The organism is Streptomyces sp. SPB074, assembly GCF_000154905.1.
Taxonomy (GTDB): domain Bacteria; phylum Actinomycetota; class Actinomycetes; order Streptomycetales; family Streptomycetaceae; genus Streptomyces.
Genome location: NZ_GG770539.1, coordinates 5,160,771 through 5,176,488, shown reverse-complemented (window position 1 = coordinate 5,176,488; position 15,718 = coordinate 5,160,771). Strand labels below are relative to the sequence as shown.

The window sequence follows — 15,718 nt, the reverse complement described above, 5'->3', positions numbered from 1 at the left end:
AGAATGGCGCCATGACGACCGTCGCCGAGGCCGATGCGCTCGCCGCACTCGCCCACGCCGGGCAGGTGGACAAGACCGGGGTGCCGTACCTCGCACACGTCCGCGCCGTGGCCGCCGGGCTCGCCCCCTTCGGCCCCGAGCTCCAAATGGCCGGGCTCCTGCACGACATCATCGAGGACACGGAGTGGACCGCCGGACGTCTGCGCGCGGCCGGCGTCCCCGACCGGGTCGTCGGGCTCGTCGAGGCCGTGACCAACGTCCCCGGACTCGCCTACGAGGACAAGATCCGCCGTATCGCGGCCGACCCCCTCGCGGCCCTCGTCAAGATCGCGGACAACGCCCACAACAGCCGCCCCGATCGGTCCGCCCGCGTCCCCACCGCGCAGGCGGAGCGCCTGGCCGCCAAGTACCGCGCCGCCCGGTTCCTCCTGTGGCCCGTGGTCCCGGCCGAGGACATCGCGAGAATCCTGACGCTCGTGAACCCGGACCTGCTCAGCGAACTGCCGGTGCAGACCGCGCCGACGCGCGGACCGGCCCCCGCCGACGCCCCGGGCCCTCCGCCCCGCGCGACCGACGGGCGCGGCGGCTTCACCGCCCCCACGGAGCGCCTGGACGCGCACCACGCGACGAGCGCACACAGCGCCGCGTCCTCGCGAGCTGCGCGATCGAGCTGAGGCGGTGGGGCGGGCGCGTCGGCCCCGGCACCCCGGCCGGCCCGCCTCCGGCCCCCCCCGGCCGACCTCGACCCGACCCCTTGGCGCCAGTAGTTCGCCCCCGTACTCCCGCGTCGCGCGGGGGTACGGGGGCTCTTGTCTGTCTTATGTGTCCATGGGCAAGAAAGACCAACCGGACTTCCTCGTTCCGGCCGCACTCCGCGCGCTTGCCGTCATGCTGGCTTTACATGGACGAGAAGTAGGTCCAGACCTTCGTGCGCGAGGTCGAACTCCACGAGATTTACGCCCGCGCGGATCTCGGCCTCGTCTGGCGGCACGCCGGCGTCGATCCGCACACCTGGGTCGGGGTCACTGCGATCGGCGAGGTCTTCGTGCGCTCCCGGACGGCCTGCCGGTCACGCTCCAGGGCCGCGAGAGGATCGGCGAGGCCATCCGGTCGTGGGCCCGGGGCATCTGCCCCCAGTGCGGCGGCCGGTGGACGAAGACGCACCCGTGCGGCGATCCCGCGTACCCGCCGTACTTCGCCGACGACGTCGCCGAGATCATCTGCGCGGTCATCGACATCACGACGCAGTGCCTCTTGGCCAAGCCGCCCGGCCAGGCTCAGGAGCACATGCTCTACCTGCTCGGCATCTTCACCGCGCAGCACGCGGACCGTCTCCGCGCCGAGGCCCGTGCCGCCGGCCTGACCCTCGAACTCTCCCCGGAGCCCTCATGAGCACCGCTCGCACCCGAGAACTGACTGCGCCGTCGACGCCGACCTGATTCACGGCCAACTCGCCCCCTCCCCGCCACGCGTGGGGAGGGGGCTCCTTCTCATGCGCGCACGGCATCAAGCACAAGCTGCCAGGGGAAACGACCGTCCCGGCCGGACTTCGGCGGGTGAGGCTCACCCGGCCCGAACACGAACCGAACCCCTTGCTCCTCAAGGGCCGTCACCGCCTGACGCACGGCGGGCTGGGCGTAGAGCGCGGTGTTCCAGAACGGCATCACGGCCACCGGGACGCCCATGTGCACGGCCTCCGCAGGAATACCGAGCGCCACGGTGTCCGTGATCCCCGCCGCCCACTTGCAGGCCGACGTCGTGGTGATCGGCGCCACGACGATGGCGTCGGCCTTCGGCAACGAGGAGGCCCCCCGCACTTCCTGCCCGGGCACCCGGTACTCCCACACCACCGGGTGCCCGGTCATCTCCTCCAGCTCGCCCATCCGCGGCTCCCACCAGCGGGCGGCGGTCGGCGTGAGAACGAGGTGCACGTCCCAGCCGTCCGCCTGCGCGGCCTGGATGCCGTCGTCGATGTGGTGGGTGGAACCGGCCGCGGTAGCGATGAGGTAGAGAACAGGCAGCGTGGTCATGCGGGGAGTCCACATCGGCGGGCGAGATCCCGCAAGGCTGCGGGCGGTTGCGCGTGCGCACCGAGGACGTCCTCGACGAGCGCAACGGAGGGGGCGCGGCTCGTGATCTCCTCGGGTGCGAGCTGCGCCGCCGTCACGAGCGATACGGCGGCCGCGTCCTTCTGCCGGGTGAGGAGTTGCGCGCGGGCCATCGTCGCGAGGTGGCGTGCGCGACGCTCACGGGTGAGCCCGTCGACCGCGGCGGTGGGAAGGCGTTCGGCGACCCGCAGCGCGCCCCAGCCGTCCTCGAAACGAACCGCGATATCCACCTCGTGCAGCCGAACGTTCGTCGGCCCGAACGAGGTGTAGCCGGCGTTCAGGTCGGCTCCCTGCCGTGCCGCCGCATCGCCCGCCTCACCCACATGCTCGGCGGCCTGGTGGACGGCGGCAGGACTACGACCGCTACCGGAAGCGGACAGCACCGCGTTGAGGTAGAGCATTCCCAGGGTCGACAACCCGACCGGGCCGCGCCGCTCAAGCTCGGGAGCCAGACGCCGGGCCGTGCCGACCGCGAACTCGCGGGCGGCGTCCGGGTGGGCCTGCCGGGTCAGGGAGCGCACGACCCTGCGGGCAGCGGCGCCGATCGCTACCGGGTCGCCCGACCGCTCGGCGGCGGCGAGCGCCCGGTCCGCGACGATGGCCGCCTGCGTTGCCGTGGCCGCCCCGTACTTGTGCAGAAAGCTCGCGGTGAGCTGGAGGGTGCGGGACAGCAGCACGTGCGCCTCCACGGCGCCGGGCGATGCGCTGTCGGCGACTGCCTGCGCGAGCGGAAGAAGAGTTGCCAACTCCCGGCCCAATGCGCCGTAGTGGCACGCCTGGTACGCGGTGCCGCAGAACGCGACTCTGCGGGCCAGGGCGGGGAGCGGAGGCGTGGGACCAGCTGGGGAGGTGGGGCGGTACAGCTCTCGGATCACGGCTGCGGCCTCGGGCGACCGGGCTACCGGGGAAGGCGGAAGGCGGGGGGAGCACAGGCGTATCCGACCACAGGTCCGCCAACGGGATGCGCAAGATCTCTGCCGCGCGCACGAGCACCGACAGCCGCAGGTCTTGCTGCCGCTTCCCGCCCTCCAGGTCTTGGGCCCAGCCCCGCGTCTGTCCCATCTGCCGGCCGAAGTCGGCCTGCGTGAGGCCGCGTCGCTCCCGCCAGTACGCGATCCGTCGGCCGATCCCCGTCGTGTCCATGAGCGTCCCCGTAACGATGCACGCACTTTGCGTGCTCGGCCTCTTTGTACCTCGCCCTACGGTGCAGCACACCGGATCGCTAGAAGGGGCCGCGATGACTTCCACCTCAAGCCTCGACACCCCACGGGTCAGGGGCATGACGTGGCTCGCCGGGACGGCACCCGAGCCCGCCGCCGTCCTCCGCGCCTGGGAAAGCGGCACCGTCGCCGCCATCAAGCCCCGGCCGGACACGTGGCGCGTCGTGGAGGCTCCCCTCTACCCGGCCATCGACGCGATGACCGTCCTGCGGCCGACCGGCAACCTCGGCCCGGTGCTCGGCGGCGCGGACGACCGGCTCGCATGGTGGCTCGTAGCCGCCGGGACGGCGCCGCTGCTTCACGACCTGCCCGGGGTCGTCGTCCGCTCCGCCGGGTGGACGCTGGACTGCCCCGCGCCGGGGGTCGGCGCCGGGGGCCGGACCTGGCTTCACCCGCCGTACGGCTCCGGGTTGCTCACCCCCGCCCGCCTCCTCCGCGAGGCGCTCCTCGACGCTCAGGCGATGGCGCGGTGAGCAGCATCCGCGTGGACGAGGAGCACCTGCCCGCCTTCGACACGCTCACGCCCGAGCAGCGGCGCGGCGCCGCCTGCGTGTGGTGCGGAACTGCGGTGCAGCCCGGCATCGACGATGTCGACCTCGGCGCCCGCCGGGCCGCCGCTGGCGGGTCCGCCTGGTTCCCGCGCGGTTGCCGCCCCTGTGCTTATGGGCGGAGACCCTGATGGCACACTCCGAGACCGCCCGCACGATCGGCTGGTGCGCTTGGCACCGCGGCCTCGCCGACCACGTCGTGCTCATCAGCATCATCGAGACCGCATCCAGTCCCGGCAGCGGCGGGCGCCTCTACGCCTGCCCCCGGTGTCGCGAGAGCTACCAGCTCACGCCCTACGCGGAGAAGCGATGACCACCACCGACGAGGGGCAGACCGCGTACACCGCTGCTCTTCTGCCGGGACCGGGGCGGCTCCGCCGTCGCGCCCAGCATCCGGACGCGGTGAGCCGGCCATGCCATCAGCCCCCGGCCACCCCGTGACAGCCGCTGCCTTGATCACCAACCCGCAAGACCACCTCCTCATCGTCCGCCCCTCCAAGCTGGCCACACCGTGGCAGCTCCCCGGCGGGATCGTCGAGGCCCGCGAATCCCCCCTCGACGCCGTCCGCCGGGAGGCGCGGGAAGAGCTGGGCCTCGACATGAACCTACGGGAATACGACCTGCTCGCCGTCGAGTGGCTGCAAGGCACCCGACCCGGACGCCGAAACCGGCTGGCCTTTTTGTTCGCGGGCCCGGTCCTGCAACCGGCCGACACGAGCTGTATCCGCTTGCAGCGGACGGAACTTGCCGCCTGGCGCTGGGCTACCCGCGCCGAGGCGTGCGCGCTCCTGCACCCCGCCATCGTCCGCCGGACGCGGGCCCGCCCCAAACGCCACCTCACGCGACCTACCTTGAAACCAGACACGAAGGGACGTTATGAACACGACCGACTTTCCCGCCCGGAAACTGCGCATCGGTACGCGCAGCTCACCGCTTGCCCTCGCCCAGGTAGAGCAGGTGTCGGGCCTGCTGCGCAAGTTCGAGCCCGACCTCGATATCGAGGTCGTGCCGGTGACGACCAAGGCGGACAAGTGGCAGGGCGACTTGGCGCAGCTGGGCGGGAAGGGCCTGTTCGTCCGCGAAATCGACCAGATGTTGCAGCGCGGGCAGGTAGACATGGCCGTTCACTGCATGAAGGACGTACCCGGCGACGTGCCCATGCCGCGCGGCCTGATCTTCGCCGCGTACCTGCCTCGCGACGACGTACGCGACGTGCTGCTCGTACCCGAGGGGTCCGACGTGCAGTCGCTCGCCGGCCTCCCGCCCGGCGCATCGGTCGCCACGTCCGCAGTTCGCCGCAAGGCACAGATCAACCGCGTGCGACCGGACCTCAACGTCGTACGCGTGCGCGGCCTGGTCGGCTCCCGCATCGACAAGCTCGACGGGCGGAAGCCGATGGATCACATGCTCGACGCGATGGTCCTCGCGCGGGCCGGTCTCGAACGCCTCGACCTCATGCACCGGGCCCGCCAGGTGTTCGAGGTCGCCGAGATGCTGCCGGCGGTCGGCGCGGGCGCCCTCGGCCTCGAATGCCGCGAGGATGACGACGCGGTCGCCTACCTGCTCCAGCAGCTCAACGATGAACCCACCATGACGGAGATCACCGCCGAGCGCGTGATGTTGCACGGCCTACGGGGCCACTGCAACAGCCCGATTGCCGGGCACTGCGTCACGGACCCTGACGGACAGCTCAGCTTGCGGGGGATGGTCTTCTCGCGGGACGGCTCCAAGTTCGTTCACGCGCACTTCTGGGGCGAGTCCATGAACGACCCCGCCGTACTCGGCTCGCGCGTCTGCGCCGAGCTGCTGCGCCAGGGCGCCCGCGACATCATCGAGGGCATCCCCCACTGACAGGTCCGCCGCCACCTCTTCCGTAGGGATTGCCGCGGCGCCTACGGCAACGTCCCGGCCGGTTCGGTCCCGGCCGGGGCTTCACCTCACGAGGTCCGCGAGCAGCCGGCCGAGCGCACGGGCAATGAGGAGTAGGTGGTCCAGGAGCGTGCTGTGGGTGCCACCTTCGACCCGTACGACGGTCTTCCGGTCGAGGCCGGTGCGCTCCGCGAGGGTCTCCTGCGTGATGGCCGCCTCTAGGCGGGCCGTACGGATGCGGTCGCCGATCGCGCGGCGCTGATCGAGGACCCAGGCGGGGGGCGGTTCTGGCGGCACACAGCCACGCTCAGACGCCGGTCACGGCATGTCAGTACCATCGGTGGTACATCTGCCATCCGGTCGGGTGACGCTCCGGGCATATGCGTGCCGGGTGTGCAAGATCGTGTGACGGTCGTACTGGAGGCTCGCCCGCTGCGTGTTGGCCGCGCGCGGGGGTGGCGTCGCGGTGTACACGCGTCCGCCGAAAGGCGTCATCTTGCGCTCTGTCTCGGTCAGAGCGAACCGCCCCACCCCGGGCAAGGGAAGGCCCGACCCGCAGGACGATGACGAGCACGCGTCTGGCACGCGAGGGGAGCCGCGCCAGCCCTCGTCGTCGCTCACTCTATGCGGTCGGCCGCCTGGGTCCAGGCCCTCATACGGGTGACGCGGGTGGGGATGTGGACTCCATGTGGATTCTGGGCACGAGAAGGCCCCCCAACCCTGGTGAGTTGAGGGGCCGAAAGCAGGCTCTGACCTGCCGTTGATCCCGAGTGGGCGCGGACGGTTTCGAACCGCCGACATTCGCCTTGTAAGGGCGACGCTCTACCCCTGAGCTACGCGCCCGGGCCGAGCCGACAGCCTACCTTGCCCGGCGCGGGCGCCGGGACAGGGGCCGATGGGGAAAACCCCCGGGTGAGGACGGGGGGCGGCGTCATCGTGGGGCGGGGCCGCGGCTTCGTACCGTCGGGGGGCGACGAGGGCGGACGGGGGCGGCGGCTCATGCGGCGAGTGCGACGGGCGGGGCGAGTGCGAGTGGTGCGGCAGGTGGCGGCGGCGGTGACCGGGGCGGGGCTCTTGGCGGGGCTCGCCGGGTGTGCCGACGCCTCGGACGCGAAGGCGGAGCACCGGGCCTGGGCCTTCGCCGGGAAGCGGCTGACGGTCGACGTGGACGACGCGCGGCTCGGCGTCGTCGCCGCCGACGTCGAGCGGATCGAGGTCACGCGGCGGATCGCGGGACACGTCGTGCTCGGCAAGGGGCCGAAGGCGAGCTGGGGGCTCGACGGCGACCGGCTGCGGCTGCGGGCCTCGTGCTCGGGTTTCCTCGCCGACTGCGACGCGCGGTACGAGGTGAAGGTGCCGCGCACGGTCACGCTCCGTGTGCGGGGCGGGGACGGCGGGGTCAGCGTCTCGGGTTTCCGCACGGCGGTGGAGGCGCGGGTCGCGGACGGCTCACCGCGCGTGCGCGACGTCTCCGGCCCGCTCGACCTGCGCGCCTCGGACGGAAGCGTGGACGCGCGCGGGATCGGCTCGCGCACCGTGCGGCTGCGGAGCGCGGACGGCCCCGTCACGATCCGCCCGGCGGACTGACACCCCGCGTCCCTGGCCCCGCCGCCCGCCCCGCACCATCCGTCACAACCGGTGTCCGCTTCCGTGAACTTTTCCGCCCGCGCGTTCGTCCTCCTGGATGGGAGAATGAAACGAGCAAGCGAGACGCGGCACGGGAGAGGGATTGTGACGGCGACACCTCGGCGGTCGTGCACCGGGCGGGCTGCACGGCGGCCCGCGCCGGGCGCTGTTCCGGTACGGTCCGGGGCCCGCCCCGCCGGTCCCCCGGCCCGCCCCGCGCCGTCCCCGGCACGCGCTCTCGCGACGCTGGTCCTGCTCCCCCTCCCGCTCCTGCTCGCCGTGCCCGGTGCCCTCACGGGCGGTGGGGGCGGTTCGCGGCGCTGGTTCGGCGGCGGCGGGCGCGGCGAGAACAGACGCGCGGAGGCGCAGGCCGCGAAGGACGCGGCGGCGAACGCCTTCTACGAGCTGGACACCGCGCAGCGCGATCTGCGCATCTCGGTCGAGACGATCTCCGCCGTGGACGACACCCCCGCCGGGCAGCGGGCGGTCTCCGACTTCGCGGCGCTCGGCCGGAAGATCGACGAGGCCAGCGGCGCCTACATCGCCGCCGTGGACGCCGTGGACCTCGACCGCGACGAGCTGGACGGCGCGGCGGCCTCGCGGGCCAGGCGCGCCCTGGACGGTGCCAAGGAGGAGCTGACGCGGGTCAAGGCGGACCTCGACCGCTTCGCCGAGAGCCTCGGGCCGCTGCTCGGCAAGGCGGAGACCCAGCTCGCGCGGCTCGCCCCGGCCGTGGAGCGCGCCAAGCAGTCGCTGCTCGCCACGACGGGCGCGCTCGACACCGTACGGGCCAAGGGGCTGCGCGCCGACGACCTGGCCGCGCGGCTCGCGACGCTCGCCCCCGAGCTGACCCGGCTCAACGAGGGCGCGGCGCGGCACGGCGTGGCGGAGACCATCCAGCGGGCGGACCGGGTGCGGCGCGAGGCGGAGGCGCTGCGCGCGGAGGCGGAGCGGCTGCCGGAGCGGGCCGGGGAGATCGACCGGCGGCTCGTCTCGCTGCGGACGCGGGCGGAGGCGCTGACGACGCGCAGCGCGCAGGTCGAGCCGGTGCTCAGCGAGCTGCGGCGCCGGTTCACCGCGCCGTGCTGGCAGGACCTCCAGCACGTCCCCGAGGAGGCGGCGCGGCACGTGGCGCAGGCGCACACGAAGCTCGGCGAGGCGCGGGAGGCGCGCGAGGAGCAGCGCTGGGCCGACGCGACCGCGCGGCTCGCGACCGTACGGGCGCTCCTCGACGAGACGGACGAGGCGGTCTCGGCCGCCGGGGACCGACTGCGGCAGCTCAACGAGGTCGCGAAGGACCCGCAGCGCGAGATCGAGCGGACGCGGTTCGCGGTGCGGGACGCGCAGCGGCTCGCGATGACGGGCCGCCAGACGCCGGACCCCCGCCATGCCCGCCCGCTGGACGAGGCGGTGGGGCGCCTGGACCGCGCGGTGACGGCCCTGGAGGGCCACCACCCGGACTACTGGCAGTTCCTGCGCGAGACGGAGGCGGTGCGGGAGACCGCCGCGCGGGTCGTGGAACTGATCCGTGAGGAGCGCGGCGGCGGCTGAGCCGGTACGGGCACGCTCCCCCGCCCGGGCACGCGACGACCCCGGCGCTCCCGCCCGGACACGCGACCGCCCCCGGCCTTCCGGCACGGTCCCCCGCGCCGGGCCCCTCCCCGTAGGCTGGGCCCATGCCTCGCTACGAGTACCGCTGCCGTGCCTGCGGCGACACCTTCGAACTGAACCGCCCCATGGCCGAGTCGGGCGCCGCCGCGCCTTGTCCCGCCGGTCACGCGGACACCGTCAAGCTGCTCTCGACCGTGGCCGTGGGCGGCCGGGCCCGGGGCGGCGCCGCGCCCGCGCCGCAGGGCGGGGGTGGCGGCTGCTGCGGAGGCGGCTGCTGCGGCTGAGCCCCCGCGCCCGCTCTCCGAAGCCAAAGCCAAAGCCGGAGCCGGAGCCGGAATCGGTGCCGAAGCCGGAGCCGTCGCCGCCGCTCGCGAGCAGCGCCGCTCAGGAACCGCCCGCCCCGGCCGCCTCCGCCGCCCCGGCCGCCTCCGCCGCTCCGCCCGCTCCCGCCGCCTCCGCCGCCCCGAGGAACCTGCGGACGATCTCCTCGCCCGCCGCCGCGCCCACCTCCTCCAGCACGGTCACGCCCTCGTGCCGCCAGTCCTGGTCGGCGAGTTCACCGTGGCCGGGGCGCCAGGCGCGGTCGGCGGCGGTCAGGAGGTCGGTGTCCAGGAGCGAGTCGCCCGCCGCGAGCGTGAGGGGCGCGCCGGTGCGCGCGGCGACCTCGCGCAGGGCCGCGCTCTTGGTGAGGGCACGCGGGACGGCGTAGAGCTTGCGGCCCTGGAGCGAGACGGTCCAGCCGTGGGCGTGGGCCCAGGCGGTCGTCTCCTCCAGCCAGTCGGCGGGGAGCCGGGCGCGGTCCACGACGAGGTAGGCGAACAGGTCCTCGGCGACGCGTTCCTTGCGGAGCCAGGCGGGATCGGCGCCGTCCAGGAGGCGTTCGCGCATCGCGGCGAGGGGCGCCGAACCGGCGACGGCCCGCTCGACGCGGCGGCTCCAGTCCGGGTCGCTCTCGCCGTCCACGAGGATGCGGCCCCCGTTGGCGCAGATCGCGAAGCGGGGCGGGGGGCCGGGCAGGTGGACGCGGGCGTACTGCGCGGGGGTGCGGGTCGTGGTGGGGACGAACTCGGTGCGCGCGGCGAGTTCGGCGAGGAGCGCGGCGGCGGTCTCGGTGACGTACGAGAGCGGCCGGCCCTGGTAGACCTCGACGCACAGCAGGCGCGGGGCCCTCTCGTCGGGGCCGGTGAGGGCGAGGGCGCGGGCCGAGTAGATGAGGGTGCGGTCGAGGTCGCTCGCGACGAGGACGCGGTTCACGCGAGGTTCACCGCCTTGCCGTCCGCGCCCGTGGCGCCGCGGGTGTAGCGGGGGTGGATGAGGCCGACGCACGTGTAGGGGAGGTCGTCCCTCTCCTCGACGGGCACCCCGCGCTGCTCCGCGAGGAGCCTGATGTGGTCGAGGTCGGCGCCCGCGTCACGGCGCGCGACGACGCGCCAGGGCACGCGGCGCAGCAGCACGCGGGTGGTCTCGCCGACGCCCGGCTTGACGAGGTTGACGTCGTTGATCCCGTACTCCTCGCTGAGGCGTTCCACCGCCCGCCAGCCCTCCCACGTCGGCGCGCGGTCGCCCGCGGCGAGTTCCTTGACGCGCCGCCCGACGGCCTCGGCGACCTCGGGGAAGCGCGCGGCGATCGCGTCCACGAAGGCGTTCGAGACGTCCGAACCGGCCAGCTCCCGGTAGTACTTGGCGCCGTGGTAGTCGTGCGGGCCGACGAGGTCGGCGCGCAGCACCGTGCGGGAGACGAGCCCGGAGACGGTCGAGTTGAGGCACGCGGACGGGATGAGGAAGTCCTCGCGCGTGCCGTAGGTGCGCACGCAGGAGCCGGGGTCGGCGAGGACGGCGATGCCGGGGTCGAAGCCGGGGAAGTCGCGGAGTGCTTCGGTGAGTTCGCGGGTGATGGCGCCCTTGCCGGTCCAGCCGTCCACGAAGACGACGTCGCGCGGGTCGTGGTGGGCGGCGAGCCAGCGGAGCGCGTTGGCGTCGATGCCGCGCCCGCGCACGATCGAGACGGCGTAGTGCGGTACGTCGATGCCGTGCCGTGCGCGCGCCCAGCGGCGCATGAGCACCCCGACGGGGGTGCCGGCGCGGGCGAGCGAGACGAGGACGGGGCGCGGGGAGCGCTCGGCGAGCACGGTCTCGGTGACGGTGCCGACCGCGGTCGCGACGCGCGCGGCGGAGGCTTCCAGCGCGTCGTGGTAGAGCCGCTGGTAGGCCGGGGTCGGCTGGTACTCGACGGGCAGTGATTCGGCGTAGTGCGCGCCGCCGCTCTGGATCGCCTCCTCGCGCTCCTCGGTGGGGGCTTCGAGCGGGGTGTCCGAGAGGTCCTGGAGCAGCCAGCCGACGTCCTCCGCCGGGTAGCTGGAGAAGGCGGGACCGCGGAGCGGTGCGGGGAGCAGGGTGTCCTCCGGTGCGGTACGGGGGCGGGGCACGCGCGGCGCGCGGGGCGGGTGGTGCGGGAGCGTGGTGTGCAGGAGGTGCGGGGTGTGCGCGGCGAGGGTGTCGAGGAGGCCGCCGGGGGCGTGCAGCGCGGGCGTGTCGCCGGCCGCGTCGGTGACGAGGAGGATCGCGTCGAAGCCGGCGCCCGCGACGTTGTACGTGTGGCGGGGCCCCGGGCCGTCGGCCGGGTCGTCGTGGGCGGGGAAGGTGAGCGCGGTGCGGATCGCGTAGCCGGGGTCGTCCACGGCGAGGACCGGGGAGCGGGTCGTGGTCGAGAAGCGCGTGTCCCAGCCGGGCGCGTCCTTCTCGACCGCCTCGGCGAGGCGCAGGGGCGCGTACATCAGCTCCTCGGTCCCGAGGACGAGCAGCCGCCCGCCGCCCGCCGGGAGGGCGGGGAGCGCGGCGCGCACGCGCGCGGCGAGGGCGGGCAGCGCGGCGTCGAGCCGGTCCCTGTCGGCGGGCGTGAAGCCGTGCCTGCCCCCTTCGGGGAGCCCGGCGGGCCAGTCCAGCGTCACGCGCCGCGGCGTCGCCCGCCGCCGTACGCCCTGGGCGGGGCGTGCCGGGGCGGTCTGGCGGGCCTCCTCGGCCGCGACGAGCGCGAGCCCCCGCTCCAGTACGTCGGCGGGCAGTTCGACGTGCCCCGCGACGGTGGCGACGAGGTCGAGGCGCGCGTCCAGTTCGGCGGCGAGGGCGTCCAGGCGGGCGCGGTCGGCGGGGCCGCGCATGTCGGTGAGCGCGACGACGACGTAGCGGGCGCGGGGGCGCAGGGCGTGCAGGGCGCGCAGGGTGTTGATGACGGTGGAGCCGGTCGAGAACTCGTCGTCCACGAGGACGAGCGGCCCGGGCGCGGTGAGGAGCGCGGGGTCGGCGGGGAGCAGGAGGTGCGAGGTGGCGTGCGAGTGCGCCTCCTCGAAACCGCCGAGGGGGGCGATCCCGGGGACCGGGCGGCGCGTGGAGTGCAGGTAGGGGGCGGTGCCGATGCCGTCGGCGACGCACTGGCCGAGCCCGGTGGCGGTCTCGGCGTAGCCGAGGACGACGGCCTCGCGGGCCGCGTCGCCGAGCAGCGCGCGGACCTCGCGGCCGAGGGCGCGGCCGGCCTCGGCGACGACGCGCGGGGAGCGCGGCACGTGCTTGCCGAGGACGTGCGAGACGAGGAGGTGGGCGCGCTTGGGGTTGCGGCGCAGCGCGAGGCCGAGCAGGTCCTCGATGCCGGGGGGCCCGCTCAGCCGTACGCCGAGGCGCGCGGCGACCCAGCTTCCTGTCCAGACCACGGGTTCGTCTCTTTCCTCGGCGGCGGTGCGGCGGGGGGCCGGGGCGGGGTTCACAGGGCGTCCCGGGGGGTGACGGCGGCGAGGAGGTCCACGAAGCCGACGTCCTCGCGGGCGACGCCGAAGGCGTCCGCGCGGCGCAGGGTGCGTTCGGCCCAGGCGCGGTGCGGCTTCACCTCGTTCATCTTGTTCGTGTAGGCGGAGCGGAGCACCCCGCCGCCGCCCCGTTCGGGGCGCAGGATGTCCTCGGCGTCGCTGAACTCCTCGTGCGTGACGACGGAGAGGGCGTGCACGGGGGCGACGTGGCTGGGGTGGATGCAGGTCTTGCCGAGCAGCCCGTTGGCGCGGTCGAGGGCGATCTCGCGCAGCAGGCCGTCCATGTCGTGCTCGATGAGCGCGTCCCGCAGCTGGTCGGCCTCGCCGCCGACGAAGGGTGTGCGGCGCAGTTGGGGCTTGAACATGCGCTCGGCGACGGGGAAGTACTCCCAGACGGGCCCGCTGATGGTGAAGCCGCTGCCGTCGGCGCGGCCGAGGACGTTGACGACGTCGGCGATGACGGAGGCGACGATGCGGACGTCGTAGGCGGTGAGGTCGGCGGGTCTGCGCAGTCCGTAGGCGGAGCAGAAGTCGGTGACGCCCAGGCGCAGGGCGAGGACGCGGTCGCGGTGGGCGCGCACGGTGCGGGCGATGCCTGCCAGCGTCTCGTGGCGGCTCTCCAGGTGGAGCAGTTCGGGCGATTCGAGGACGGGCATCGCGTAGAGGCGGTGCCCGGCGGCGGTCTCGGCGGCGCGGAGGGCGTCGAGGAAGGCGAGTCCGCACTTCTCGGTGAACTTGGGCAGGACGAAGCCGCTGAGCACGCGGAGGGAGGGGCCGAGGCGGCGGGCGAGGTCGGTGAGCTGTTCGGGCGTGCGGACCCGTACGAAGAGCAGCGGGAGCGCGTCGGCGGGCGCGGCGGCGAGGGTGCCGAGCTGCTGGACGAGGTTGCGCTCGGCGGCGGGCACGTCCTCGTCGCTGATGGAGTCCTCCAGGCACAGCACCATGGAGACCGTGCCGCGCGCGGCCTGCTTGCGCACGTCCTCGGCGAGGCGCGGGCGCGTCGCGGGCGTGTACAGGGTCGCGCCGAGCGCGGTCGCGAGGAACTCCGGCGGCGAGTCCGCGGCGAAGGCGCGCGGTTCCCGGTGGAAGAGCCGCGCGCGCTCCGCCGGGGCGATATGCCCGAAATGCTGCATCTGACCCCTCAAGTGGAAGAAGTGTTCGAGTAGAAGTGACCGGTAATAGTACGTACGAGCTGGCCGGAGTGGTTCCCTGGCCCTGTGAACTTCCGGTGACCGGCGGTGGGCGGCCCGATACGCGAGGCCCGCTCACCCGTGCGGCACGGGGGCACCCGCGTTGTCCGCGGGGGGCCGGGGAAGGCAGGATGACGGCATGACGCACGCCATGCTGAAAGGCTCGAACGTCCCGGTCGAGGCGGCGGCGGTCCGCGCCGTCGTGTGCTGGTCGCCCAGCCCCGAGGTCTCGGTGGTCGATGCCTCGGCGCTGCTGCTCGGGGCGGACGGACGCGTGCGCTCGGACGACGACTTCGTCTTCTACAACCAGCCCCGGCACCCCTCGGGGACGGTGTGGAGCCTCGGCAAGCGGCGCCTCGGCAGCGCCATGCGGGACACGATCCAGGCCGATCTGACCCGCGTCGACGCCGAGGTGGAGCGGGTCCTGCTCGTCGCCTCGGCCGAGAGCCTGCCCTTCGAGGGGGTGCGGGACCTGCGCCTGCTGCTGCTCGACGCGGCGGCCGGGGAGAACGCGGAACCGTACGCGACCTTCGAGATCCGCCCGGAGACGGGCGCGGAGACGGCGCTGATCTGCGGGGAGCTGTACCGCAGGGGCGGCGAGTGGAAGTTCCGCGCGCTCGGCGAGGGCTACAGCAACGGCCTGATCGGCCTGGCGACGGACTTCGGCATCACGGTGGACGAGTCGGCGGCCCCCGACCCGGCCCCGGAACCGGCCCTCGTCCTGGAACCGGCCCCTGTCCCCGCTCCCGCGCCCGTCCCGGCCTACGGCTACCCGCAGCCCCCGGCGGCGCCCCCGGCCCCCTACGGCTACCCGCAGCAGCCCGCCCCCGACCCGTACGCCTACCCGCAGCACGAACCGGACGAGGGCCTGCCCCTGATGGGACCGCAGTTCCTCAGGTGAGCGGTCCCGGGCGGCCCGCGCTCCCGCGCCCCGCCCCGGCGGCCGCCGTCAGCGCCCCGCCTTCGTCTTGAACCCGCGCCCCCACTGCAAGCCCCAGCCGTAGAGCCGGTCCAGCTCCGCCTGGAAGCCGTACACGAACCGCACCTCCCGGTGCACGATCAGCTCCCCCTTGACGTTCTCGATCCGCAGCACCGCGCAGGAGCGCGCCTCGGGGGCCCGCTCGTCCAGGTCGATGACGATCTGCCGGCCGCTGCTGGGGTAGAGGGTGACCTGGGCCTGGGTGCGGTCGAAGGCGGGCGTCTGGTCGTAGATGTAGACGAAGACGAGCAGCCGCTTGAACTCGTCCTTCTGGTCGAGATTGAGGTACATCGTCTCGCCGGAGGGGGCGCCGAAGCGGTCGTCGCCGCTGAGCTTGAGGTAGGGCGGCTCGTTCAGGTCGCCGAGGAAGCCGCCGAGCGGCTGCACGACGCCCTTGGTGCCGTCCTTGAGCTCGTAGAGGCAGCCGAGGTCGAGGTCGACGTTGACCATCGACTGCGTGTGCGCCTGGACGACGTCGGGCTGGAAGAACTTGAGCGGGTTGCGCCAGCCGCCGCGCAGCCCGCGCAGGCCCCCGCCGGGGCGCCGCTCGCCGAAGTCGCTCGTCCGCATCCGCCAGGAGAGGTTCACCCGCAGGTTCCCCGAGACCGCGCCCTCCTTGGAGAGGGAGACCGTGGGGTGCCGCTTGGTCAGCTCGATCGCGCTGCCGCTCGTGTTTCCGCTGTCGAAGGCGGCGGCTCCGCCCCGCAGCCCGTCCAGGAAGGCCATGCCCACACACCTCTGTCAATCCCGTCGTGACCAACGCGCGTGGG

The 15,718-nt window shown here is 74.0% G+C and carries 17 protein-coding genes, 1 tRNA gene and 2 pseudogenes; 11 read left to right on the top strand and 9 right to left on the bottom strand.

Going from position 1 to position 15,718, the window contains the following annotated elements; translation table 11 throughout:
* The first annotated feature begins 11 nt into the window (after positions 1 to 11).
* Together SSBG_RS21915 and SSBG_RS35040 are read left to right on the top strand one after the other, a co-directional pair.
* Positions 12 to 674 (top strand): HD domain-containing protein, encoded by a 663-nt coding sequence (locus tag SSBG_RS21915; RefSeq protein WP_008748255.1) that lies wholly within the window; start codon positions 12 to 14, stop codon positions 672 to 674.
* A 580-nt stretch (positions 675 to 1,254) separates the two neighbouring features.
* A complete protein-coding gene (locus SSBG_RS35040; protein WP_234010620.1) occupies positions 1,255 to 1,392 on the top strand; it encodes a hypothetical protein in 138 nt (45 codons plus the stop codon).
* 98 nt (positions 1,393 to 1,490) lie between these two features.
* Here the strand turns inward: SSBG_RS35040 and SSBG_RS21905 are convergent, their stop codons facing one another.
* From SSBG_RS21905 to SSBG_RS35035, 3 genes and pseudogenes are all read right to left on the bottom strand, one after another.
* Positions 1,491 to 2,030 carry a flavoprotein gene (locus SSBG_RS21905; protein WP_037870374.1) on the bottom strand — a complete coding sequence of 180 codons (540 nt, stop codon included), beginning with the start codon at positions 2,028 to 2,030 and terminating at the stop codon, positions 1,491 to 1,493.
* Positions 2,027 to 2,854, bottom strand: a complete 828-nt coding sequence (locus tag SSBG_RS21900; RefSeq protein ID WP_234010791.1) for a hypothetical protein — start codon at positions 2,852 to 2,854, stop codon at positions 2,027 to 2,029. The genes SSBG_RS21905 and SSBG_RS21900 overlap by 4 nt, the downstream gene beginning before the upstream one ends.
* A gap of 265 nt (positions 2,855 to 3,119) precedes the next feature.
* A pseudogene (locus tag SSBG_RS35035) lies at positions 3,120 to 3,251 on the bottom strand (helix-turn-helix domain-containing protein); the annotation flags it as partial.
* Positions 3,252 to 3,345: 94 nt separating this feature from the next.
* Between SSBG_RS35035 and SSBG_RS21895 the strand changes: the two are divergent.
* The 5 genes and pseudogenes from SSBG_RS21895 (at position 3,346) to hemC (ending at position 5,727) form a co-directional block, all read left to right on the top strand.
* Positions 3,346 to 3,801, top strand: a complete 456-nt coding sequence (locus tag SSBG_RS21895; protein ID WP_008748251.1) for a hypothetical protein — start codon at positions 3,346 to 3,348, stop codon at positions 3,799 to 3,801.
* A complete protein-coding gene (locus tag SSBG_RS21890) occupies positions 3,798 to 4,007 on the top strand; it encodes a hypothetical protein (RefSeq protein WP_008748250.1) in 210 nt (69 codons plus the stop codon). Before SSBG_RS21895 ends, SSBG_RS21890 begins: the two co-directional genes overlap by 4 nt.
* Positions 4,007 to 4,189: a hypothetical protein gene (locus tag SSBG_RS21885; RefSeq protein WP_037870371.1), complete on the top strand. Its 183-nt coding sequence runs from the start codon at positions 4,007 to 4,009 to the stop codon at positions 4,187 to 4,189. The genes SSBG_RS21890 and SSBG_RS21885 overlap by 1 nt, the downstream gene beginning before the upstream one ends.
* A gap of 100 nt (positions 4,190 to 4,289) precedes the next feature.
* A pseudogene (locus tag SSBG_RS36230) lies at positions 4,290 to 4,655 on the top strand (NUDIX domain-containing protein); the annotation flags it as partial.
* 97 nt (positions 4,656 to 4,752) lie between these two features.
* The gene (hemC, locus tag SSBG_RS21880; protein WP_037870370.1) at positions 4,753 to 5,727 is read left to right on the top strand and encodes a hydroxymethylbilane synthase; all 975 of its coding nucleotides are present in this window, start codon (positions 4,753 to 4,755) and stop codon (positions 5,725 to 5,727) included.
* An 81-nt stretch (positions 5,728 to 5,808) separates the two neighbouring features.
* Here the strand turns inward: hemC and SSBG_RS21875 are convergent, their stop codons facing one another.
* Both SSBG_RS21875 and SSBG_RS21870 read right to left on the bottom strand, forming a co-directional pair.
* Positions 5,809 to 6,042: a helix-turn-helix transcriptional regulator gene (locus SSBG_RS21875; protein ID WP_008748246.1), complete on the bottom strand. Its 234-nt coding sequence runs from the start codon at positions 6,040 to 6,042 to the stop codon at positions 5,809 to 5,811.
* A gap of 474 nt (positions 6,043 to 6,516) precedes the next feature.
* Positions 6,517 to 6,588: transfer RNA gene (locus SSBG_RS21870), tRNA-Val, on the bottom strand.
* A gap of 201 nt (positions 6,589 to 6,789) precedes the next feature.
* Here SSBG_RS21870 and SSBG_RS21865 point away from each other — a divergent pair.
* The 3 genes from SSBG_RS21865 (at position 6,790) to SSBG_RS21855 (ending at position 9,266) form a co-directional block, all read left to right on the top strand.
* The gene (locus SSBG_RS21865) at positions 6,790 to 7,332 is read left to right on the top strand and encodes a cupin (protein WP_234010619.1); all 543 of its coding nucleotides are present in this window, start codon (positions 6,790 to 6,792) and stop codon (positions 7,330 to 7,332) included.
* 144 nt (positions 7,333 to 7,476) lie between these two features.
* A complete protein-coding gene (locus SSBG_RS21860; protein ID WP_008748244.1) occupies positions 7,477 to 8,922 on the top strand; it encodes a hypothetical protein in 1,446 nt (481 codons plus the stop codon).
* 125 nt (positions 8,923 to 9,047) lie between these two features.
* Positions 9,048 to 9,266: an FmdB family zinc ribbon protein gene (locus SSBG_RS21855; RefSeq protein ID WP_008748243.1), complete on the top strand. Its 219-nt coding sequence runs from the start codon at positions 9,048 to 9,050 to the stop codon at positions 9,264 to 9,266.
* Between the two features lie 100 nt (positions 9,267 to 9,366).
* Here SSBG_RS21855 and SSBG_RS33780 read toward each other — a convergent pair whose 3' ends face one another.
* From SSBG_RS33780 to SSBG_RS21840, 3 genes are read right to left on the bottom strand one after another with little or no spacing between them, the layout of a single operon-like run.
* Positions 9,367 to 10,236, bottom strand: coding sequence for a hypothetical protein (locus SSBG_RS33780; RefSeq protein WP_008748242.1), 870 nt, complete (start codon positions 10,234 to 10,236; stop codon positions 9,367 to 9,369).
* The gene (locus tag SSBG_RS21845) at positions 10,233 to 12,686 is read right to left on the bottom strand and encodes a phosphoribosyltransferase (RefSeq protein ID WP_037871750.1); all 2,454 of its coding nucleotides are present in this window, start codon (positions 12,684 to 12,686) and stop codon (positions 10,233 to 10,235) included. Before SSBG_RS21845 ends, SSBG_RS33780 begins: the two co-directional genes overlap by 4 nt.
* Before the next feature lie 50 nt (positions 12,687 to 12,736).
* A complete protein-coding gene (locus SSBG_RS21840) occupies positions 12,737 to 13,912 on the bottom strand; it encodes an HpcH/HpaI aldolase/citrate lyase family protein (protein ID WP_008748240.1) in 1,176 nt (391 codons plus the stop codon).
* A gap of 196 nt (positions 13,913 to 14,108) precedes the next feature.
* Here SSBG_RS21840 and SSBG_RS21835 point away from each other — a divergent pair, with 196 nt between their 5' ends.
* Complete coding sequence (locus tag SSBG_RS21835) at positions 14,109 to 14,870, top strand: TerD family protein (protein WP_037870368.1); 762 nt, start codon at positions 14,109 to 14,111, stop codon at positions 14,868 to 14,870.
* A 48-nt stretch (positions 14,871 to 14,918) separates the two neighbouring features.
* Here SSBG_RS21835 and SSBG_RS21830 read toward each other — a convergent pair whose 3' ends face one another.
* The gene (locus tag SSBG_RS21830) at positions 14,919 to 15,674 is read right to left on the bottom strand and encodes a Tellurium resistance (protein WP_037870366.1); all 756 of its coding nucleotides are present in this window, start codon (positions 15,672 to 15,674) and stop codon (positions 14,919 to 14,921) included.
* Positions 15,675 to 15,718: the final 44 nt, after the last annotated feature.